The following is a 19480-nucleotide window of genomic DNA, read 5'->3' on the forward strand; positions in this document are numbered from 1 at the left end:
CGGCCCTCACCGCTCCGTGGGCTGCGCGAGCTGCGTCCGCTGGCCGACTAGGATGTCAGCGATGACCGCCCCCATCACCAGCGCGCCGCCAATGAGGGCGCGCAGCGACGGCACTTCGGCAAACGCCAGCCACACCCAGAACGGCATCAGCGGCGTTTCGAGGGTTGCGATCAGGGACGCCTGACCGGACGGCAGGAATCTCGAGCCGACCGTAAACAAAGTGAGGCCGAGCCCGACCTGGCATGCGCCGAACATCGCGAGCACGCCGAGATCGGCACCGCTGACCGCGCCGATGCCGAGCCCCAGCGGCAGGCTAACGGCGCTGCCGAGGAAGTTGGAGAGCGCCGCAGCTGGTATCATCGGCGTGCCCCTGTGCCGCCGGATCACCACCGTCATCAGCGAGATCGCGAGCACCATCACGCAGGCAAGCCCGATGCCCCTGTAATCCGTGATGCCTCCGGCGCCGCTGACGGTGACGGCGACGCCCGCGAGCGCAACGAGACTCGCCAGCAATGTGCCCGGGCGCGCCCGCTCGCGCAGCCAAAGCCAGGCGATCGCAGCGGCCGCAAACGGCTGCATCGCGATCAGGATTGCGACATTGGCGACGCTGGTCAGTTGCAGCGCCGGAATGAACGTCACCATGCCGAGGGTCGAGAGACCGGCCACCAGCCATCCGCTCAACGGCATCGCGACGAGATCGCGCACGCCGCGCCGGCCTTGCGTCGCGACCAGGAACAGCACAATCGCGCCGCCACCGAACAGCCCCCGCCAGAACAGGATGGTCCAGGAATCGAAGTGAAGCAGCCGGGTAAAGAACGGCGCGGTGCTCCAGGCGGCCGCGGCCGCCACGACCAGCGCAATCCCGGTGCGATGCTGCGCGTCCGTGTCAGTCACGTCGCACCGACGCTAGCTGGCCGCAGCAATCGGCGCTTCGTCGAACAGGCCGTAGACCCGTTCCGCCTTCGAGAACCCCGCGATCGGAAACTCGCCGAGATCGCTCCAGCCACCGTCATGGAGGCCGGCGAAGCGCTCGGACGCGACGACGGTGCGGCCGAGCCGGCCGGCGATCTTCTCCAGCCGCGCGGCGAGATTGACCGCCGGGCCGATGCAGGTGAAGTCGAGCCGGTTGCCGCCGCCGATATTGCCGTAGAGCACGCGCCCGAGATGCAGCGCGACGCCGAAGCGGAAGCGCTCGACGGCGTCGCCATTGGCAAATTGCAGCGCCTCGACGCCGGCGCGGGATGCGCGCGCGGCCTCCAGCACCCGCGAGCAGACCTGCACCTCGTCGCCGAGATATTCGTCGACCGGGAACACCGCGAGCAGGCCGTCGCCCATGAATTTGAGCACCTCGCCGCCATGCTCGCGGATCGCGGTGACCTGGCAATCGAAATAGAGGTTGAGGATCTCCACCACGGTCTCGGGCGGCAAACGGTCCGACAGCGCGGTGAAGCCGCGCAGATCCGAGAGCCAGATCGCGGCATCCATCGTGTCGGCATGGCCGCGCCGGATCTGGCCGCCCATGATGCGCTCGCCGGCCCGGTTGCCGACATAGGTGTCGAGCAGCAGCGTGGCGGTGCGGCGCAGCGTCACGATCTCGATGTAGCGCGCCAGCGGGACAGTGATCGAGCGGATCGCATCGAGCTGCTCGTCGGTGAAGCCACCCGGCTGCCGCGTGGTCCAGCTCGAAGCGTTGGCGAAGCCGTCGGTGTAAACCAGCGGCACGGCGATATAGTCGGTGACACCTTCCGCGTGGAGATCCACGACGATTGGAAAGCGCTTGCTGGCGGGATCGTCCAGCCGCGCGCGCACTTCAACACCTTGTCTGAAGACGATCGACAGGGGGCTGACGGCAAATTCCGGGGAGTCCAGGATGTTGTGATCGACGGTACCGGTTTCGACTTCGGCACCCTGCTTCCAGAAGAAATGGCGGCCGTAGATCTCGGGATGCAGCGTGCGCACGAAGACGCCGACGCGCCACAGCGGCAGGCCGGCCCGTACCAGCCGTTCGCAGCACTCCGCCATCATCTGCGGCGGGGTCGGCGCCGACCGCGCGCCGCCGATCATCCATTCGATGATGTCCCGAAGCTCCGACGCGTTCATGGCAGTCCCCAAGGCGGTCTGGTACCGCCATTATATAGGGGATCAGCGCCCGGTCTGCCCGCGGTCGCGCAGAAAATGATCGGCCAGCACGCAGGCCATCATGGCCTCGCCGACCGGCACGGCCCGGATGCCGACGCAGGGGTCGTGGCGGCCCTTGGTCAGGATGTCGGTATCGGCGCCCTTGCGGTCGATGGTCCGGCGCGTGGTCAGGATCGAGGAGGTCGGCTTGACCGCAAAACGCACCACCACCGGCTGGCCGGTCGAGATGCCGCCCAGCACTCCGCCGGCATGGTTGGACAGGAAACGCGTTCCGTTGTTGCCGGTCCGCATCTCGTCGGCATTCTCTTCGCCTGACAGTTCGGCGGCGCCGAAGCCCGCGCCGATCTCGACACCCTTGACCGCGTTGATGCTCATCATCGCCGAGGCCAGATCGCTATCGAGCTTGGCGTAGATCGGCGCGCCGAGACCGGCCGGCACGCCTTCAGCAACGACCTCGATGACGGCGCCGATCGAGGAGCCGCTCTTCCTGATGCCGTCGAGATAGCTCTCGAAGAACGCCGCCTTGTCCTTGTCCGGACAGAAGAACGGGTTGTTGGCGATCTCGTCCCAGTCCCACTTCTCGCGGTCGATCTTGTGCGGCCCCATCTGCACCAGCGCGCCGCGCACCTTGACCTCCGGCAGCACCTTGCGCGCGATCGCGCCGGCCGCGACGCGGGTCGCGGTCTCGCGCGCGGAGGAGCGTCCGCCGCCGCGATAGTCGCGCAGGCCGTATTTCGCTTCATAGGTGAAGTCGGCATGGCCGGGCCGGAACTTGTCCTTGATCTCGGAATAATCCTTCGAGCGCTGGTCGGTGTTCTCGATCAGCAGCGCGATCGGCGTGCCGGTGGTCACCTGCACGCCGCTTTCCGGATGCGCCATCACGCCGGACAGGATCTTCACCGCATCCGGCTCCTGGCGCTGGGTGGTGAAGCGCGACTGGCCGGGCCGGCGGCGGTCGAGGTCGCGCTGGATCTCCTCAACCGTCAGAGGGATCATTGGCGGGCAACCGTCCACCACGCAGCCGATCGCAACCCCATGGCTCTCGCCGAAGGTCGTGACGCGGAACATATGGCCGAAAGTATTGAAGGACATGGCGTGTCGTAACGCGCGGGGTCGGCAGCGTCAAACGGGTTTCATGAGCCCAAAGACGTGGCCGACCGGGTGCCCTTAACTATATTTCTGCAGGCCCGCCGCGCCGAACACGTAGACCGCGCCCTGCTCGATCGTGAGGTCGGCGGCCGAGGCCGGGGTCTCTAAGCCGAGCGCGACCATCAGCGCCCGCGCGGTGCCGCCATGGGCGACGGCGACCGTGTCTGACGTCACCGAACCGTACCATTCGGTCATCCGCGCCTGCACGTCGACATAGCTCTCGCCGCCCTCCGGCGACACCTGCCACTTCTCAGCCAGGCGGCGCGCATAGACGACGGGGTCCGCGGCCTGCGCCTGCGCCAAGGTCGAGCCCTCCCAGGTCCCGTAAGCGATCTCGCGCAGCCGTGCGTCGAGCGCGTAATCGCCCGGCGGCAGGCCAAGCTCGCTGCGCACCAGCTCCATGGTCGCGCGCGCCCGGATCAGCGGGCTTGCAACGAATGGCAGCGTCGTCTTGTCACGGCCGTCACGCGCCAGGAGATCGGCGAGGATGCGGCCGGCATGCACAGCCTGGGCACGGCCGCGCTCGTTGAGGGCGATGTCCTGCACGCCCTGAAGCCGGCCTTCGGCGTTCCACGAGGTCTCGCCGTGGCGGATGTAGTAGATCGTCGGCACCGGCATTCCCGTAACGGCTGGTCCCTGTTGAGCGAGCTGTCGGGCGCCTGACCTGAGGCTTGCACGCTTCGAATTTTTTCGGCTCGGAGGTACACCAGCACTTCGGCTGGCGACAAGCCCAAATCGGCCGCAGCAGAGGCGCACTGCGCGCAGGTCGGCGCACCGGAATAGGCACGTCGTTTGGGTGTTATGTTTGACAAGGCGGCCATCGCCGCGACCATCGAAGACTGGATGCATGACCGCGTTTCGTCAAAGTGTCGAAGCCATGATTCCAGCGCTCCGCCGCTATGCGCGCGCGCTGGTGCGTGACACGGATATCGCCGACGACCTGGTGCAGGACACGCTGGTTCGCGCGCTGCGCTCGGAGCGGCTGTTTCTCGGCGGCGACGTCAGGAGCTGGCTCTATACGATCCTGACCAATCTGAACAAGAACCGGCGGCGTTCGCTGGCGCGGCGGCCGGCCTTCATGCCGCTGCTCGACAACAATGCCGACGCCAGCGGCACCGAGGCCGAGGGCCGCGACATCGAGCGCGCGCTGTCGACGCTGGTCGAGGAGCAACGCTCGGTGCTGCTGCTCGTGATGCTGGAGGGCATGAGCTACCGGGAGGTGGCCGACATCCAGGGCGTGCCGATCGGCACGGTGATGTCCCGCCTCGCCCGTGCGCGCGCCCATGTGCGGGCCTCGATCGAGGGCCAGCGCCCGGCGCTGAGGCGGGTGAAATGATAATGTGCGCATTGGCAGACGTTACGATGAGCGATTTTCGAACAAGATTTGGCAGAGACGACTGATATGACCGACCCGAACATTCCCGTCACCGAAGACGAACTGCACGCTTACGTCGACAACGAGCTGCCGGCCGAACGCCGCGGCGATGTCGAGGCGTGGCTCGCCACCCATCCCGACGACGCTGCACGGGTGCAATCATGGCGCGCGATGGCCGAGACGCTGCATGCGCGCTACGACGGTGTGCTGGACGAGGCGGTGCCGAAGCGGCTCGAGCTCGAGCGGCTGGTGCGCCAGCCGCGCCGCTGGGTCTATGGCGCGGTGGCGGCAACGCTTGCCGCCTTCATCGCCGGCGGCGGCGTCGGCTGGATCGCGCGCGGCGCTACCGCTGCGCCCTCGACCTTCCAGAGCTTCACGCTCGATGCGCTCGATGCGCACCGGCTCTACGTGGTCGAGGTCCGCCATCCGGTCGAGGTGCCCGGCAGCGAGCGCGATCATCTGCAGCAATGGCTGACCAAGCGCTGCGGCTGGGACGTCCGCGCCCCCGACCTCACCGGGCTGAAGCTGGTCGGCGGCCGCCTGCTGCCGGGGCCGAGCGGGCCGGCGTCGTTCCTGATGTATGAGAGCACGTCCGGTGAGCGCTTCACGGTCTACACCGCCAAGGCGAAGACCGAGGCGACCCAGATGCGCTACGCCGCGCAAGGCAGCGACGGCGCGCTGTTCTGGGCCGATCGCGGCGTCGCCTATGTCGTCAGCGGCGGCACCGACCGCACGCGCCTGACCCAGGTCGCACAGGCGGTCTACGATCAGATGGAAAAGAACGGCGGCTGATCTCCCGTAATTTTACGGGAGATCGCGTCGTGAAAATGTGCCGTTTCGAGTAAGTGAATCCAGCCTCACTCGGCGTCCCAATTCCGACATTGAAAATTTCGATTCGCGTCATTGCCGCGTCTCATTATCGCACCGGATGCTCACGCGAAGATGATCTGCGCCCGATCCGCCGATCGGCGCACGCGGCCTCGATTGGGGTTTTGTGTACCGCGCTGGTCCCCCTCTCGAGGCCGCACTCCTTTTTCCGCCATCCGGTCTGCACGCCGCAGGCCAGGAGTTTGGACGGCCGGTCATCCTTTGACGCGCTCACGGCGCCGCGTCTACCCCGATAGAGTCCGGGGTAGTTGCAGTTTCGCGTCTTCGCGTCTCTGGGGCGCGCTCCCGGCGGTCAGCCGAGGTCGCTGCGCGGATTGTAGGGATTTCGCTCCCGCCACGTCTGCATCAATGCCTCAAGCTCTGCATCGTTCCCGTCGGGGAGGATGATGCGGGTCGTGACATAGAGATCGCCGACAGCGCCCGCCTTCGGCAGCCCCTTGCCCTTGAGGCGGAAGGTGCGGCCGCTGGAGGTGTTCTTCGGGATCGACAGCTCGACCGCACTGCCGAGCGTCGGCACGCGGACCTTGCCGCCCAGCACCGCCTCGTAGAGGGTCACCGGCAGGTCGATCCGCAGATCATTGCCGTCGACCTTGAAGAACGGGTGCGGCGCGATCGAGATCGTGATCAGGAGATCGCCGGGCGGGTGGCCCTGCGCGGTGTCGCCCTGGCCCTTCAGCCGGATCTGCTGGCCGGCGGTGACGCCGGGCGGAATCTTGACGTTGAGCTCACGGCCGGTCGGCAGGCGCACGCGCTTGTCGCCGCCCCTGACCGATTCCTCCAGCGACACCGTCATGGCGACCGACAGATCGAGGTCGACGCCGACCCCGCCGCCGTCAAATTCGAACGGGCTGGCTCGCCCGGCGCGGCCGCCAGCGCCGCCACGCGCGGCGTTGCCGAACATGCTGTTGAGGATGTCCTCGAAGCTGCCGCCGCCCATGCCGCCGCCACCGGGGCCGCCGCGGAAACTGTACTCGAAGCCGCTGCCCGGACCGGCACGGCCGCCGGCGCCACCGCCAGGAAACCCCTGGAAGCGCGGCTTGCCCTCGGCATCGATCTCGCCGCGGTCGAACTGCTTGCGCTTGTCCTCGTCGCCGACGATCTCGTTGGCCGTGTTGATCTCCGCAAAGCGGGCCGCCGCCTTCGGGTCGTTCTTGTTGTTGTCAGGGTGATGCTTCTTGGCGAGCTTGCGATAGGCGCTCTTGATCGTCGCAGCGCTGGCGCTCCGCTGCACCCCCAAGACCTCATAGGGGTCGCGCATCCGTCACGTCTCCTTCACGGGAAAATCAGTCCTGGCCGGGAACCCGTCCGGGCCCACTTTACCTTTATGTGGGGGCTCAGTGGCATTTTTGCAACTAGGCCGGTACCGGCTTCTGCCGGAACTCTCAGGACTTTCTCCAAGGCTTCAAACTATGGATTTCCCACCGCCCCTGTCCAGCCTTGCAGGCGGCTCCCTGCAGCCAGCTCTCGGTGGCGCCATTGACATAGCTGGCGAGGAAATCCCGGCACGTCCTGCCGTCCTCGCCCGAATAGGCCTGGGCCAGCGGCGTCACCGAGCCGCGCGCGCCGGTCTCGGGATTTTCCCAGGGCTGGCTGGAATCCTTGTCGCCCTTGGTCAGCACGTCGGAGGCCGCGTTGCGGGCAAAGGCAAGATCACTGTCGGTCGGCATCACGGCGCTGACCTGGGTCGAATTAACTTGGGTCGGGCTGATCGAGCCCGTCACATCCTTGTCGTCCATCTTGGCGAAGGCATCGCTGCGCGACAGGCTGCAGCCGCTTGCGCCGACGCCGATCAGGATCAATGTCACCACCGCGCCCGCGGGGTGGATCGCCGATAGGCCAACGCGCCCCCATGCCCTATATAGGGCTAGTAACGCGCTCTCGGACGCGGGCGAACGCAAATCGGGACTCCTGACATGACCGACACGACCTCCATCAAACACCCGACACCGTTAACATCGGGTGATTTCACCGCGGCGGAGGAGCCGTTCGCCCTGTTCGCTGAATGGTTTGCGGAAGCGGTCAAGTCCGAGCCGAACGATCCGAACGCGATGGCGCTTGCGACCGTCGATGCCGACGGGCTGCCCGACGTGCGGATGGTGCTGATGAAGGGCTTCGATGCCGACGGCTTCGTGTTCTACAGCCACATTGCGAGCGCCAAGGGCCGCGAATTGGCCACAAATCCTAAGGCCGCTTTACTGTTTCACTGGAAATCGCTGCGCCGTCAGGTGCGCATCCGCGGGCCGGTGACGCAGGTCGCCGATGCCGAGGCCGACGCCTATTTCGCCACAAGGCCGAAGCAGGCGCAGATCGGCGCCTGGGCCAGCAAGCAATCGCAGCCGCTCGAGAGCCGCTTCGCCTTCGAGCAGGCGATCGCCAAGGTCGGCGCGAAGTATGTGATCGGCGAGGTGCCGCGGCCGCCGGGCTGGAGCGGCTGGCGGATCACGCCGCAGCGCTTCGAGTTCTGGCACGACCGCCCGTTCCGCCTGCACGACCGCATCGAATTCCGCCGCGATGACGAAGGTCACGCATGGTCGAAGCTGCGGCTCTATCCCTGAAAACCCGCGACTGTCATGGAAGGGCGAAAGCGCGAAGCGCGTCTTCGTGTAAGATGACCCGGCCATCGACGTCCTGATCCCCTCTTCGTTCGAAGACGTCGATGCCCGGCACTGTGCCGCGCATGGCGAAAACGAAAGAAACCGTCGATGACCCGCCCCTCCAATGCACCGCGGCGCACGCTGCTCCTGACCGGCGCGAGCCGCGGCATCGGCCATGCCACCGCGATCCGGTTCTCATCTGCCGGCTGGCGCGTCATCACCCTCTCGCGGCACGCGTTCCCGGAGGTCTGCCCCTGGGGCGCCGGGCCGGAAGATCATATCGAGGTCGACCTCGGCAGCCATGACGACACGGTGCGCGCGATCTCGGAGATCCGGCGGCGGCTGGACAATGATGAACTGCATGCGCTGGTCAACAACGCCGCGATCTCGCCGAAAGCCGTGGGCGGCGGCCGGCTCGGCACCATGGACACCGACATCGAGACCTGGACCCATGTTTTCCACGTCAACTTCTTCGCGCCGATCATGATCGCGCGCGGGCTGATCGAGGAATTGAAGCATGCCAAGGGCGCGGTGGTGAATGTCACCTCGATCGCCGGCTCGCGCGTGCATCCGTTTGCCGGCGCGGCCTACGCGACGTCGAAGGCGGCGCTTGCGGCGCTGACGCGCGAGATGGCGTCGGACTTCGGCCGCGTCGGCGTTCGCGTCAACGCGATCGCCCCGGGTGAGATCGATACCTCGATCCTGTCGCCCGGCACCGAGAAGATCGTCGATCAGCAGATCCCGATGCACCGCCTTGGCACCCCGGACGAGGTCGCCAAGATCATCTACGTGCTGTGCACGGAAACCAGCTCGTACGTGAACGGCGCCGAGATCCACATCAATGGTGGCCAGCACGTCTGAGCTTTGGCTTGGATGTTCGGGGGAAGAGGTTCGAGGCGATCCCGGCCGCCGCCGCGGCCGTAGTGCAGGGATTGCTTCGATGGCAGGCGTAACGATGCAGACGAGGCTTCTGCCTCCAGAAGGCCTCAGCCTTTAGTCCGCATAGAACCGACGCGACTTCTTCTCAGTCCGCCGCAGCGCGACGTCATTCAGCGCGCTGGAGCAGTCGTCCTCGTCCTCGCCATCAAGCAGCGCAGCGTCACAGTAACGGCAAAGTCTCGGCGAGATCGCCTGCACCTTGCCTGCTGCGCGGTCCTGTTGATAGCGCGCAAAGTCGATGACGTTACGCCGTGGCGTTATGATCTTCTCAACCATTGCTGTCCTCCGGCTTCGAGGCAGGCGTTATCGCAGACAAGTTTCGCCCAAACGTTCAGCGCAACGCTCAAATTTTAGCAGAGGAAATAAGGCAGTTGCCCGAATCCCAAAATGCGACGCGTGCCTCGAAAAACAGGCCTTACAGCCACTTTTTCCACTTGAAGATCCAGTACGGCACAACAGCCGCAACCAGCATCAGCACGAGCGCCAGCGGATAGCCGTGCGTCCATTCGAGTTCCGGCATGATCTTGAAATTCATGCCGTAGATCGACGCAATCAGCGTCGGCGGCATCAAGACCACCGCCATCACCGAGAACAGCTTGATGATGTTGTTCTGTTCCAGATTGACCACACCGAGCATGGCGTCGAGCACGAAGGTGATCTTGTTGGAGAGATAGGAGGCGTGATCGGTCAGGGAGGCGACGTCACGCTGCATGGTCTTGAGCTGCTCACGCATGTCCTTGGACCATTTCACACCTTCCACGATCGCCGAAAGGAAGGTCACGAGGCGGCCGATCGAAACCAGGCTTTCCCGCACCTTCGAGGTCAGGTCGCCCTTGCGGCCGATCGCGATCAGGATCTGCGAATATTGCTTGGCGTGGCCGTGACGCTCGCTCTCCGGCTCGAAGATGTCGTGGGAGACCTGGTCGATGTCGGCCCCGCAGCGCTCCAGGAGGTCGGCGCAACGGTCGATCACGGCGTCCAGCAGTTCCATCAGCACCTGCTCGCCGGTGATGCTGGGGGAGCAGGCGCGGGCCAGCTTGTTCTCGACCAGCGCGAACGGCTTCGGCAGGTCGTAGCGCACCGTCACCAGCCGATGGCTGGTCAGGATGAAGGTGACCGCCGTGGTGCGCGGCATGTCGGTGTCAGACTGGCACATCAGCGTCGCGGTCATGTAGCGGGCGCTGTTCTCGATGTAGAGCCGGCTGGAGATTTCGATCTCCTGCATGTCCTCCCGGGTCGGAACCGCGATCCCCGCGAGCTTCTCGACGGCCCGATCCTCCTCGACGGTCGGGTTCACCAGGTCGACCCAGACCGCGCCCTCCGGCAGCGCGCCGAGGTCCGTGGCGGCGGCCTTCTTCAGCGAAAGATCGGAGGGAACGAACACCGACAGCATCAGGAACTCCACAAAACAGGGCTGGCAGGACCCGCCGACTTAGCGCGATTCTGGCTGGCGCTTCATGACCGGGGCATTAACCGGGCGTCCATGTTTGTGGCAGCCGGATGGCGGTGAATGTGACGTTGAAGCCGCTTCGATTGAACAACCGTTGCCTGTTTGCACAAAAACTGGTCCCACACCAGAAGACTTGCGGCAAAAAAGCCACAGATCACGTCCCGCGATGCGGGAAAGCCATCTAAAGTCTGGGAAGAATGGCGGCTTTCAGGCAATAATGCCTCTCATGGAATCGTGGCGTTTGGGGCGTAATGTTGGCGCTTTCGGGCGCGGATTTTCGATTGGAATGTAATCATGTCGTCGCTCAAAGTTACCCTCGGGATCCTGACCGCGGGCCTGATGTTGTCGGGCTGTATGCAGGCCACGACCTACGAGGCAACCAATACCGCTGCCTTCAAGCCGCGTGACAAGGAACTCCTGGCCAAGACCACCTACGTCAAGACGCCGGTGGCTGAACCGTTCCGCCGCGCCATCGTCGAGTATCACCGCAAGGAAGCCGCCGGCTCGATCGTGGTCGATTCCGACAACCATTACCTCTATTACGTGCTGAACGACGGCAAGGCGATCCGCTACGGCATCACCGTCGGCGAAGAAGCGATGGCCTGGTCCGGCATTGCCAAGGTCGGCAGCATGACCGAATGGCCGGCATGGCACCCGACCCCCGGCGAGATCTCGCGCCTTGGCGTTCCGACCTTCGTGGCGCCCGGTCCGGACAATCCGATGGGTTCGCGCGCGATGTATCTCTACTCGGGCGGCAAGGACACGCTGTTCCGCATCCACGGCACCAACCAGCCGGAATACATCGGGTCGTCGATCTCCTCGGGCTGCATCCGCATGACCAACGAGGACGTCATCGACCTCTACAACCGGGTCAAGCTCGGCACCATCGTCGTGGTGCTGGAGCCGAAGCACGGCGACTCGCCCTACAAGCCGCAGATGGCGCTGCAGGGTGCCGGCGGCACCACCTACTGATCCCAATCACATCGCAATCGCGATCAAAGGCGCCGGCTTTGCCGGCGCTTTTTTGTTGGCTGCGGCTTGGTCTCGGGCGCGCCGCCGGGTGCAGCGGCCGCATCATCTGATTGTACCGCATCCGGCTCGTCGGCCTTGCCGTGGTCGGCCTTGGCGGCGTCCGGCCTGGATGCATCCGATTTCGCGGCGACCTCGCGCGGCGGCGCCTCTTCCGGGCGTTCGGCCGGCAGCAGCGGCGCGACCTGCGGCAGCGGGTCGTACACGTTCCACTGGCAGATCCGGTAGTCGTTGCGGCGCTCCGCGAGGTCGAGATGGATATGGTCCTCGTGGTACCAGTCCGAGCCCGGACCGAGCACCGTGGAGAAGCGGGCGCAGACCGAATGCAGCACGGTCTCGCGCAGATCGCGCGGCACGCTACGGTCGGTCAGCGAGATCGACTTGCCGTTGGCGAGACCGAACGCGCGCACGTCGAGCGCATTGGCGCGGCCATGCTCGGAGAGCTGCGCGCCGACAACGCGGTTGCGGCCGCGGCACTCGAACGAGTCGAAATTGTCGAGATTGCTGATCCCGCCCCCGAGGCGCTGCGCCAGCGGCGCGATATCGGTGCGGACCCAGTCGGCGACCGCGCTTGCCATCTTGCAGCGGAGGATCGCCGCCGGCTTGACCGCGACCTTGCGCTTGTCCGGCAGCACGACGGCCTCGAGCCGCACCAGATCCTCGCCGCCGCAGCCCCCGGCACCATGGATGTCCGGAATGCTTGGCGCGATCGCGATCTCCTCGGTAAGTGCCTGCCGGCAGGCCGACAGCTGCGGCTTGGCAGGCTCGGCCGGCTTGGCCGCTTCGGCAGGCTTGGCCGCCTCGCTGGGCCTGGCAGGCGCGGCTGGAGGCTGCGTCTCGGCCGCCGGCGGCTCGGGCTCGGCTGCAGCAGGCGCATCAGCGGCGGCGGGCGCGTCAGCGGGGCGCGGCTTCGGCAGCGGCACCGCTGAACGGCGGACCGCCTTGTGCGCCCTGTGCGGCCGGGAGCCGAACAGATCGTCCCACGGAAAGGTGGGCGCGCCGCGGGCAGCCGCCGCGGGCCCCGCTTGCATGCCAAGGGAAAGCAAAAGGCAAAGCAGCGCGGCGACAGCGGTAACCATTGCCGCGCCCCCGCGGCGAAACGCGCCATCAGGCCATTTTCGGCTTGCTTTCTCCGCGCTACAGTTCATGTCAGTTCCATGATTTTACTGCCGGCCGTCCAAGATGCCGGCAGATCATGCGTGAGGATCGAGGAGGGATTTGCGTATGCTTGGTTTGATGCAAGATTGGCCCTTGCTGTGCCACAAGATTATTGAGCATGCCGCCAAATATCACGGCACACAGGAAGTCGTGACACGGTCGGTCGAAGGCCCGATTCATCGCACCAACTACGCCGAAATCCATGCCCGCTCGCTGAAGGTCTCGCAGAGCCTGGAACGCGACGGCATCAAGCTCGGCGACCGCATCGCCACCATCGCCTGGAACACCTGGCGCCACCTCGAGGTCTGGTACGGCATCATGGGGATCGGCGCGATCTGCCATACGGTCAATCCGCGGCTGTTTCCGGAGCAGATCGCCTGGATCGTCAACCACGCCCAGGACCGCATCGTCATCACCGACCTCACCTTCGTTCCGGTGCTGGAGAAGATCGCGAGCCAGCTGCCGAGCGTCGAGCGCTACGTCGTGCTGACCGACAAGGCGCACATGCCGCAGACCACGTTGAAGAACGCGGTCGCCTATGAGGACTGGATCGCGGCATCCGACGGCAAGTTCGAGTGGAAGACCTTCGACGAGAACACCGCAGCGGCGATGTGCTACACCTCCGGCACGACGGGCGATCCCAAGGGTGTACTTTATTCGCACCGGTCCAACGTGTTGCACGCGCTGATGGCCAACTCGAAGGACGCGCTCGGCACCTCCGCCTCGGACACAATGCTTCCGGTGGTGCCCTTGTTCCATGCCAACAGCTGGGGCATCGCGTTCTCGGCTCCGTCGATGGGCACCAAGCTGGTGATGCCGGGCCCGAAGCTCGACGGCGCCTCGGTGTACGAGTTGCTGTCGACCGAGAGGGTCACCCATACCGCCGGCGTGCCGACGGTGTGGCTGATGCTGCTGCAATACATGGCCGCCAACAACGTCAAGCTGCCGAATCTGCAGATGGTGATCTGCGGCGGTTCGGCGATGCCGCGCTCGATGATCAAGGCGTTCCTCGACATGGGCAGCCAGGTGCGCCACGCCTGGGGCATGACCGAGATGAGCCCGCTCGGCACGCTGGCGACGCTGAAGCCGCCGTTCACCGAACGCACCGGCGAGGAGCGGCTCGACATCCTGCAGACCCAGGGTTATCCGCCGTTCGGCGTGGAGATGAAGATCACCGACGATGCCGGCAAGGAGCTGCCGTGGGACGGCAAGACCTTCGGCCGTCTCAAGGTCTCTGGTCCTGCGATCGCCAAATCCTATTTCCGGGTCGATGCCAGCATCCTCGATGATGCCGGCTTCTTCGACACCGGCGACGTCTCGACGATGGACGAGCACGGCTACATGCGGATCACCGACCGCTCCAAGGACGTGATCAAGTCCGGCGGCGAATGGATCTCCTCGATCGATCTGGAAAACCTCGCGGTCGGCCACCCCGCAGTCGCGGAAGCCGCTGTGATCGGCGTCCATCATCCCAAATGGGACGAGCGGCCGCTCTTGATCGTGCAGCTCAAGCAGGGCCAGAGCGCCACGCGCGAGGACATCCTGAAGTTCATGGACGGCAAGATCGCCAAATGGTGGATGCCCGATGACGTCGCCTTCGTCGAGGGCATTCCCCACACCGCGACCGGCAAGATCCTGAAGACGGCGCTGCGCGACCAGTTCAAGGACTACACCTTCCCGACCGCCGCGGCGTGACGATTCACCCTGCCCTGGAGGGGGAGGGTCGGCTCACAGCGAGCGAAGCGAGATGTGAGGCGGGGTGGGGTGATCTCTCCACTTGGGCAGTGCCCGATATGAGAGACCTTCACCCCACCTCGGTTCGCATTTCATGCGAACCGATCCTCCCCCTCCAGGGGAGGATAAGAACGCCCAAATCCCTTGAATTCGCCGCAGGACCGTGGTCTCACACGGTCATTGGCGGCGGCTGAGGTCGCCGGGGACATCAACCGGCAGATTTTTCGACGATGGCGCGCAGGTTTTCCGCTCCCTACCAGCAGGAGCCCGTGTCCGGTCTCGCCACCTGGTCGCGCAACCTCGCCATCTTTTCCGTCGTCGCGGTGGTGGTCTCGATCCTCATCGTCCGGTTCGGGTTCCTGGAGGTCAAACCGGCACTCGCGACCTTCTTCGGCGCGCTGGGCCTCGCGGGCCTGTCGATCCTGCTCGGCCTCGCCGCCTTCGCCGCGATCTGGCAGAACGGCACCCGCGGCATGGGCCGGATACTGCTCGCGTTCCTGATCGACGCCGCGATACTCGCCTACCCGGCCTACCTCACCTATCAGTACCGCAAGCTGCCGCGGATCTACGACGTCACCACCGACGCAATCGACCCGCCGAAATTCGAGGCGCTGGCGCGGCTGCGCACCGGCGAAGGCACCAATCCGGCCGCCTATGCCGGCCTTTATTCGGCCGAGAAGCAGCGCGCGGCCTATCCCGATATCGAAACTGTCGAACTGGAAGCCCCGGTCGACCGTGCCTATGAGATGACGCTGCGGCTGGTGAACCGGCGCAAATGGCTGGTCATCGACGCCCGCGCGCCGCAGCCGCCACGCCGGATCGGCCGCATCGAGGCGGTGGCGCGCACGCCGATCATGGGCTTCCGCGAGGACGTCTCGATCCGGGTCACGCCCGACGACGAGGATTCGCGGGTCGATATCCGCTCCGCCTCGCGCTACTTCGACACCGATCTCGGCAGCAACGCCGCACGGGTCAAGAAGCTGATCGAGGACCTCAACACGGCGGCCGACAACGAAAACGCCAAGCCGGCGAAGAAGGCGGCCCCGGTTGCGCCAAAGGCGCCGCCGGCGAAGACGGTGAAGAAATAGGTCCCTCGTCATTCCCTGGTGCGCAATTGCGCACCTGAGGGCGCGCACAGCGCGAGCCCCGGAATGACGTGCAGAAAGGCGGCTTCGCCGCCTTACACCATCCGGTACGTGCCGCCGATCACCGGATCGCCGTCCGTCGCCACGACGCCGCGCGCGACCAGATCCTCCAGATGCGCCAGCACGGAATAACCGGCGGCATTGGCGAGGCGCGGATCGAGCCCGATATAGATCGCCCGCACCATGGTCGGGATGTCCGCCTCGCCCTTGCCGAGACGGTGCAGGATCGACGCCTCGCGCGCCCGGCGATGCCGCGCCAGGAAGCGGACAAAGCGCGGGCCTTCCGGAATCTCCGGGCCATGGCCTGAGAAGTAGAGCTGCTCGGGGCGCTGCTCCAGCCGCTCCAGCGAGGCCATGTAGTCGATCATCGAACCGTCGGGCGGCGCCACGATCGAGGTCGACCAGCCCATCACATGGTCGCCGACGAAATTGATGCTGCGCTCGGCCCACGCGAACGCCAGATGATTGGCGGTGTGACCGGGGGTGGCGACCGCCTCCAGCGCGAAGCCCGCGCCCTCGATGACGTCGCCGTGCTTGACCTCGATGTCGGGCCGGAAATCGCGGTCGGCGCCGGATTCCGGATTGTGCTTTTCGCTCTCGAAGCGCGGCCGCGAGGCGCGGTGCGGCCCCTCGGCATAAACAGGCGCGCCGGTCGCGGCCTTGATCCGCGGTGTGTTCGGCGAATGGTCGCGATGGGTGTGGGTGACCAGGATATGGGTCACGGTCTCGCCCTTGACCGCATCGAGCAGCGCTTTCGCATGCGCCTCGTCGTCGGGGCCGGGATCGATGATCGCGACCTTGCCCTCGCCCACGATGTAGCTGACCGTGCCTGTAAAGGTGAACGGGCTCGGATTGTTGCAGAGCACGCGGCGCACGCCGGGGCGGACCTGTTCGACCACGCCGGGCTTCAGCGGAAAATCGCGGTTGAACGGGATGTCGTCGTTGTCGGCCATGGGATCCGATTCCTTGTGAGCCGTCATCCCCGGATGAGCGCTTCGCGCTCACTCGGGAGGTGCGAGCTCTTGCGAGCCTCGAAGGATGTTGGGCACGAGCCGGGCCGTTCATCCTTCGAGGCGCGCCAAAGAAGGCGCGCACCTCAGGATGACGGAGGCAAGAGCTTACGAGAACGCCTGGATGCCGGTGATCGCGCGGCCGAGGATCAGCGCATGGACGTCGTGCGTGCCCTCATAGGTGTTCACGGTCTCGAGGTTCGCGGCGTGACGCATCACGTGATACTCGATCTGGATGCCGTTGCCGCCGTGCATGTCGCGCGCCATGCGGGCGATGTCGAGCGACTTGCCGCAATTGTTGCGCTTGACGATCGAGATCATCTCCGGCGCCATCTTGCCCTCGTCCATCAGGCGGCCGACGCGCAACGAGGCTTGCAGGCCGAGCGCGATCTCGGTCTCCATGTCGGCGAGCTTCTTCTGCACCAGCTGGGTGGCGGCAAGCGGCCGGCCAAACTGCTTGCGGTCGAGCGTGTACTGGCGCGCGCGGTGCATGCAGTCCTCGGCGGCGCCGAGCGCACCCCAGGAAATGCCATAGCGGGCGCGGTTGAGACAGCCGAACGGGCCCTTGAGGCCGGAGACGTTGGGCAGCAGCGCGCTTTCCGGCACCACCACATTGTCGAGCACGATCTCGCCGGTGATCGAGGCGCGCAATGAGAGCTTGCCGCCGACCTTCGGCGCCGACAGGCCCTTCATGCCCTTCTCGAGGATGAAGCCGCGGATCTGGTTGTCATGCGCGGCCGACTTGGCCCACACCACGAACACGTCGGCGATCGGCGCGTTCGAGATCCACATCTTGGCGCCGTTCAGCTTGTAGCCGTCGGCGACCTTCTCGGCGCGGGTCTTCATGCCGCCGGGGTCGGAACCGGCGTCAGGCTCGGTCAGGCCGAAACAGCCGACCCATTCTCCGGTGGCGAGCTTGGGGAGATATTTCTTGCGCTGGTCTTCGTCGCCATAGGCGTAGATCGGATACATCACCAGCGAGGTCTGCACCGAGTTCATCGAGCGGTAGCCGCTATCGACGCGCTCGATCTCGCGTGCGACGAGGCCATACGCCACGTAGCTCGCATTGGCGCAGCCATATTCCTCGGGCAGCGTCACGCCGATCAGGCCGAGCTCGCCCATCTCGTTGAAGATCTCGCGGTCGGTCTTCTCTTCCAGATAGGCCTTGGTGACCCGCGGCAACAGCTTGTCCTGCGCATAGGCCCGCGCCGTGTCGCGGATCAGGCGCTCGTCTTCGGTGAGCTGGTCGTCGAGCAGGAAGGGATCATCCCACTGGAAGCTGGCGGCAGCCGGCTTGTCCTTGGACTGGGGGCGCACGCTCATGAAACATCCTTTCGCATCGTCACTCGGAAATTGGCGGATAAATTAAAGCGCTATGCTGCGAAGCGCAATTGAATTGGACGTATGCCGTTCGGGGGGCGATGCGCACGCATCGCGCCCGGAATGACCCGCATCAGCCGTCGAACTTCTCGTTCGACACGATCTCGATGCCGAAACCGGACAAGCCCTTGTAGTCATGCACCGACGAGGTCAGGTGCCGGATCGAGGTGATGCCGAGATCGCGCAGGATCTGGGCGCCGACGCCGACCTCGCGCCATTGCTTGTTGCGATCGGCTTCCGCCGACTTCAGCTCGTCGACCGGCTGGACCGGAACACCGGCGGCACCGTCGCGCAGATATACCAGCACGCCGCGGCCGGCAGCCTTGAAGTGCCGCAGCACGGCTTCCATCCGCGCCGGCCCGGTGAATAGATCTTTCACGATGTTGGGCTTGTGCAGCCGGGTCAGCACGTCCCGGCCGTCGCCGATGCCGTTGTAGACGAAGGCGGCATGCATGATCTCGTCGAACGGCGAGCGATAGGCGTAGCCCTGCAGGGGGCCGATCGGGCTTTCGGTGGTGAAGGTCGCGACCCGCTCGATCAGCTTCTCGCGCGCCTGGCGATAGGCGATCATATCAGCGATCGTGACATGCTTGAGCTTGTGGGCGGCGGCGAACTTCGCGACCTGCTCGCCCTTCATCACGGTTCCATCGTCGTTCATCAGCTCGCTGATGACGCCGACCGGCGGCAGGCCCGAGAGCCGGCAGAGATCGACCGCGGCCTCGGTATGGCCGGAGCGCAGCAGCACGCCGCCGTCGCGCGCGATCAGCGGGAAGATGTGGCCCGGGCGCGCAAAATCGTTGGAGCCGGCGTTCGGATTGGCGAGCGCGCGGCAGCAGGAGGCGCGCTCCTCGGCCGAGATGCCGGTGCCGCCATCGGGCTTGTAGTCGATCGAGACGGTGAAAGCCGTGGTGTGGTTGGATTCGTTGTGCGCCACCATCGGGTCGAGCCGCAGCCGGCGGGCATCCTCGGTGGTGATCGGCGCGCAGACGATGCCGGAGGTGTGGCGGATGATGAAGGCCATCTTTTCCGCCGTGCAGAACGATGCCGCGACGATCAAATCGCCCTCGCCTTCCCGATCGTCATCGTCGGTGACGACGACGAGTTCACCCTTCGCAAAGGCTTGCAGCACTTCCTGGATCGTATCGGCCATTGTCCTGACATCTCGCTTTATGCAGGCAGTGGATTAGCCGGGTTCCGATGTCAGCGCCAGTATCATTATGCAACCCGCCATGCATCCGGCAGGCATACCAGGCCCGGGGACGGCACCCGCTTCCTGTTTGATATCTTGTTTGAACTTGAACCCGCCGGAAAACCGATGCCACTTTTCCGGATCATGCGCAGTAGCCCCGTAGCCCGGATGCAGCGAAGCGCAATCCGGGATGGTGCACGCCGAAATATTCCCGGATTTCGCTCCGCTTCATCCGGGCTTCTGTAACGGGCCTTGGTTAGTCAATCCCTTTTCGCGTCATCCACTCGCCGGGCACTTGCTT

At 65.5% G+C, this 19480-nt stretch carries 19 protein-coding genes; 7 read left to right on the forward strand and 12 right to left on the reverse strand.

Annotated elements, in window-relative coordinates; genetic code table 11:
• Positions 1-6: 6 nt before the first annotated feature.
• The 4 genes from QMZ05_RS02920 to QMZ05_RS02935 form a co-directional block, all read right to left on the reverse strand.
• Positions 7-894, reverse strand: a complete 888-nt coding sequence (locus QMZ05_RS02920; protein WP_353699404.1) for a DMT family transporter — start codon at positions 892-894, stop codon at positions 7-9.
• 12 nt (positions 895-906) lie between these two features.
• The gene (locus QMZ05_RS02925) at positions 907-2100 is read right to left on the reverse strand and encodes an adenylate/guanylate cyclase domain-containing protein (RefSeq protein ID WP_353699405.1); all 1194 of its coding nucleotides are present in this window, start codon (positions 2098-2100) and stop codon (positions 907-909) included.
• A gap of 42 nt (positions 2101-2142) precedes the next feature.
• Positions 2143-3231, reverse strand: coding sequence for a chorismate synthase (gene aroC, locus QMZ05_RS02930; RefSeq protein ID WP_353699406.1), 1089 nt, complete (start codon positions 3229-3231; stop codon positions 2143-2145).
• A 75-nt stretch (positions 3232-3306) separates the two neighbouring features.
• Positions 3307-3906 carry a histidine phosphatase family protein gene (locus tag QMZ05_RS02935; RefSeq protein ID WP_353699407.1) on the reverse strand — a complete coding sequence of 200 codons (600 nt, stop codon included), beginning with the start codon at positions 3904-3906 and terminating at the stop codon, positions 3307-3309.
• Positions 3907-4135: 229 nt separating this feature from the next.
• On the opposite strand from QMZ05_RS02935, the gene QMZ05_RS02940 reads away from it, so the two are divergent.
• Both QMZ05_RS02940 and QMZ05_RS02945 read left to right on the forward strand, forming a co-directional pair.
• Entirely contained in the window at positions 4136-4624 is a 489-nt protein-coding gene (locus tag QMZ05_RS02940) for a sigma-70 family RNA polymerase sigma factor (RefSeq protein WP_050423071.1), read from the forward strand.
• A gap of 66 nt (positions 4625-4690) precedes the next feature.
• Entirely contained in the window at positions 4691-5455 is a 765-nt protein-coding gene (locus QMZ05_RS02945; RefSeq protein ID WP_353699408.1) for an anti-sigma factor, read from the forward strand.
• 388 nt (positions 5456-5843) lie between these two features.
• Here the strand turns inward: QMZ05_RS02945 and QMZ05_RS02950 are convergent, their stop codons facing one another.
• Together QMZ05_RS02950 and QMZ05_RS02955 are read right to left on the reverse strand one after the other, a co-directional pair.
• The gene (locus QMZ05_RS02950; protein WP_353699409.1) at positions 5844-6809 is read right to left on the reverse strand and encodes a J domain-containing protein; all 966 of its coding nucleotides are present in this window, start codon (positions 6807-6809) and stop codon (positions 5844-5846) included.
• Positions 6810-6933: 124 nt separating this feature from the next.
• A complete protein-coding gene (locus QMZ05_RS02955; protein ID WP_353699410.1) occupies positions 6934-7356 on the reverse strand; it encodes an RT0821/Lpp0805 family surface protein in 423 nt (140 codons plus the stop codon).
• Positions 7357-7464: 108 nt separating this feature from the next.
• On the opposite strand from QMZ05_RS02955, the gene pdxH reads away from it, so the two are divergent.
• A complete protein-coding gene (pdxH, locus tag QMZ05_RS02960) occupies positions 7465-8106 on the forward strand; it encodes a pyridoxamine 5'-phosphate oxidase (protein ID WP_353699411.1) in 642 nt (213 codons plus the stop codon).
• Positions 8107-8253: 147 nt separating this feature from the next.
• Complete coding sequence (locus QMZ05_RS02965; RefSeq protein WP_353699412.1) at positions 8254-9006, forward strand: SDR family oxidoreductase; 753 nt, start codon at positions 8254-8256, stop codon at positions 9004-9006.
• A gap of 132 nt (positions 9007-9138) precedes the next feature.
• Here the strand turns inward: QMZ05_RS02965 and QMZ05_RS02970 are convergent, their stop codons facing one another.
• Both QMZ05_RS02970 and QMZ05_RS02975 read right to left on the reverse strand, forming a co-directional pair.
• On the reverse strand, positions 9139-9360 hold the full coding sequence (locus QMZ05_RS02970; RefSeq protein WP_050423076.1) for a hypothetical protein: 222 nt from the start codon (positions 9358-9360) through the stop codon (positions 9139-9141).
• 139 nt (positions 9361-9499) lie between these two features.
• Positions 9500-10477, reverse strand: coding sequence for a magnesium transporter CorA family protein (locus QMZ05_RS02975; protein ID WP_353699413.1), 978 nt, complete (start codon positions 10475-10477; stop codon positions 9500-9502).
• Between the two features lie 351 nt (positions 10478-10828).
• Here QMZ05_RS02975 and QMZ05_RS02980 point away from each other — a divergent pair, with 351 nt between their 5' ends.
• Positions 10829-11506 carry a L,D-transpeptidase gene (locus QMZ05_RS02980; protein WP_353699414.1) on the forward strand — a complete coding sequence of 226 codons (678 nt, stop codon included), beginning with the start codon at positions 10829-10831 and terminating at the stop codon, positions 11504-11506.
• 23 nt (positions 11507-11529) lie between these two features.
• Here the strand turns inward: QMZ05_RS02980 and QMZ05_RS02985 are convergent, their stop codons facing one another.
• On the reverse strand, positions 11530-12642 hold the full coding sequence (locus tag QMZ05_RS02985; RefSeq protein WP_353699415.1) for an extensin family protein: 1113 nt from the start codon (positions 12640-12642) through the stop codon (positions 11530-11532).
• A 145-nt stretch (positions 12643-12787) separates the two neighbouring features.
• Between QMZ05_RS02985 and QMZ05_RS02990 the strand changes: the two genes are divergently transcribed.
• Both QMZ05_RS02990 and QMZ05_RS02995 read left to right on the forward strand, forming a co-directional pair.
• A complete protein-coding gene (locus tag QMZ05_RS02990; protein ID WP_353699416.1) occupies positions 12788-14416 on the forward strand; it encodes a fatty-acid--CoA ligase in 1629 nt (542 codons plus the stop codon).
• A 269-nt stretch (positions 14417-14685) separates the two neighbouring features.
• Entirely contained in the window at positions 14686-15543 is an 858-nt protein-coding gene (locus QMZ05_RS02995; protein ID WP_353699417.1) for a DUF1499 domain-containing protein, read from the forward strand.
• A gap of 92 nt (positions 15544-15635) precedes the next feature.
• Here QMZ05_RS02995 and QMZ05_RS03000 read toward each other — a convergent pair whose 3' ends face one another.
• The 3 genes from QMZ05_RS03000 to ribB form a co-directional block, all read right to left on the reverse strand.
• A complete protein-coding gene (locus QMZ05_RS03000; RefSeq protein ID WP_353699418.1) occupies positions 15636-16553 on the reverse strand; it encodes an MBL fold metallo-hydrolase in 918 nt (305 codons plus the stop codon).
• A 165-nt stretch (positions 16554-16718) separates the two neighbouring features.
• Positions 16719-17933 carry an acyl-CoA dehydrogenase gene (locus QMZ05_RS03005; protein WP_353699419.1) on the reverse strand — a complete coding sequence of 405 codons (1215 nt, stop codon included), beginning with the start codon at positions 17931-17933 and terminating at the stop codon, positions 16719-16721.
• A gap of 130 nt (positions 17934-18063) precedes the next feature.
• On the reverse strand, positions 18064-19140 hold the full coding sequence (gene ribB / locus QMZ05_RS03010; RefSeq protein WP_353699420.1) for a 3,4-dihydroxy-2-butanone-4-phosphate synthase: 1077 nt from the start codon (positions 19138-19140) through the stop codon (positions 18064-18066).
• Positions 19141-19480 lie beyond the last annotated feature (340 nt).

The sequence above is a fragment of the Bradyrhizobium sp. INPA03-11B genome (assembly GCF_040446015.1).
GTDB classification, from domain to species: domain Bacteria; phylum Pseudomonadota; class Alphaproteobacteria; order Rhizobiales; family Xanthobacteraceae; genus Bradyrhizobium; species Bradyrhizobium macuxiense_A.

Coding starts and splice junctions, on each gene's coding strand:
- QMZ05_RS02945 (WP_353699408.1), top strand. CDS start 4,691: ATGACCGACCCGAACATTCCCGTCACCGAAGACGAACTGCACGCTTAC.
- QMZ05_RS02980 (WP_353699414.1), top strand. CDS start 10,829: ATGTCGTCGCTCAAAGTTACCCTCGGGATCCTGACCGCGGGCCTGATG.
- QMZ05_RS02975 (WP_353699413.1), bottom strand. CDS start 10,477: ATGCTGTCGGTGTTCGTTCCCTCCGATCTTTCGCTGAAGAAGGCCGCC.
- ribB (WP_353699420.1), bottom strand. CDS start 19,140: ATGGCCGATACGATCCAGGAAGTGCTGCAAGCCTTTGCGAAGGGTGAA.
- pdxH (WP_353699411.1), top strand. CDS start 7,465: ATGACCGACACGACCTCCATCAAACACCCGACACCGTTAACATCGGGT.
- aroC (WP_353699406.1), bottom strand. CDS start 3,231: ATGTCCTTCAATACTTTCGGCCATATGTTCCGCGTCACGACCTTCGGC.
- QMZ05_RS03000 (WP_353699418.1), bottom strand. CDS start 16,553: ATGGCCGACAACGACGACATCCCGTTCAACCGCGATTTTCCGCTGAAG.
- QMZ05_RS02970 (WP_050423076.1), bottom strand. CDS start 9,360: ATGGTTGAGAAGATCATAACGCCACGGCGTAACGTCATCGACTTTGCG.
- QMZ05_RS02925 (WP_353699405.1), bottom strand. CDS start 2,100: ATGAACGCGTCGGAGCTTCGGGACATCATCGAATGGATGATCGGCGGC.
- QMZ05_RS02950 (WP_353699409.1), bottom strand. CDS start 6,809: ATGCGCGACCCCTATGAGGTCTTGGGGGTGCAGCGGAGCGCCAGCGCT.
- QMZ05_RS02985 (WP_353699415.1), bottom strand. CDS start 12,642: ATGGTTACCGCTGTCGCCGCGCTGCTTTGCCTTTTGCTTTCCCTTGGC.
- QMZ05_RS02995 (WP_353699417.1), top strand. CDS start 14,686: ATGGCGCGCAGGTTTTCCGCTCCCTACCAGCAGGAGCCCGTGTCCGGT.
- QMZ05_RS02935 (WP_353699407.1), bottom strand. CDS start 3,906: ATGCCGGTGCCGACGATCTACTACATCCGCCACGGCGAGACCTCGTGG.
- QMZ05_RS03005 (WP_353699419.1), bottom strand. CDS start 17,933: ATGAGCGTGCGCCCCCAGTCCAAGGACAAGCCGGCTGCCGCCAGCTTC.
- QMZ05_RS02940 (WP_050423071.1), top strand. CDS start 4,136: ATGACCGCGTTTCGTCAAAGTGTCGAAGCCATGATTCCAGCGCTCCGC.
- QMZ05_RS02990 (WP_353699416.1), top strand. CDS start 12,788: ATGCTTGGTTTGATGCAAGATTGGCCCTTGCTGTGCCACAAGATTATT.
- QMZ05_RS02965 (WP_353699412.1), top strand. CDS start 8,254: ATGACCCGCCCCTCCAATGCACCGCGGCGCACGCTGCTCCTGACCGGC.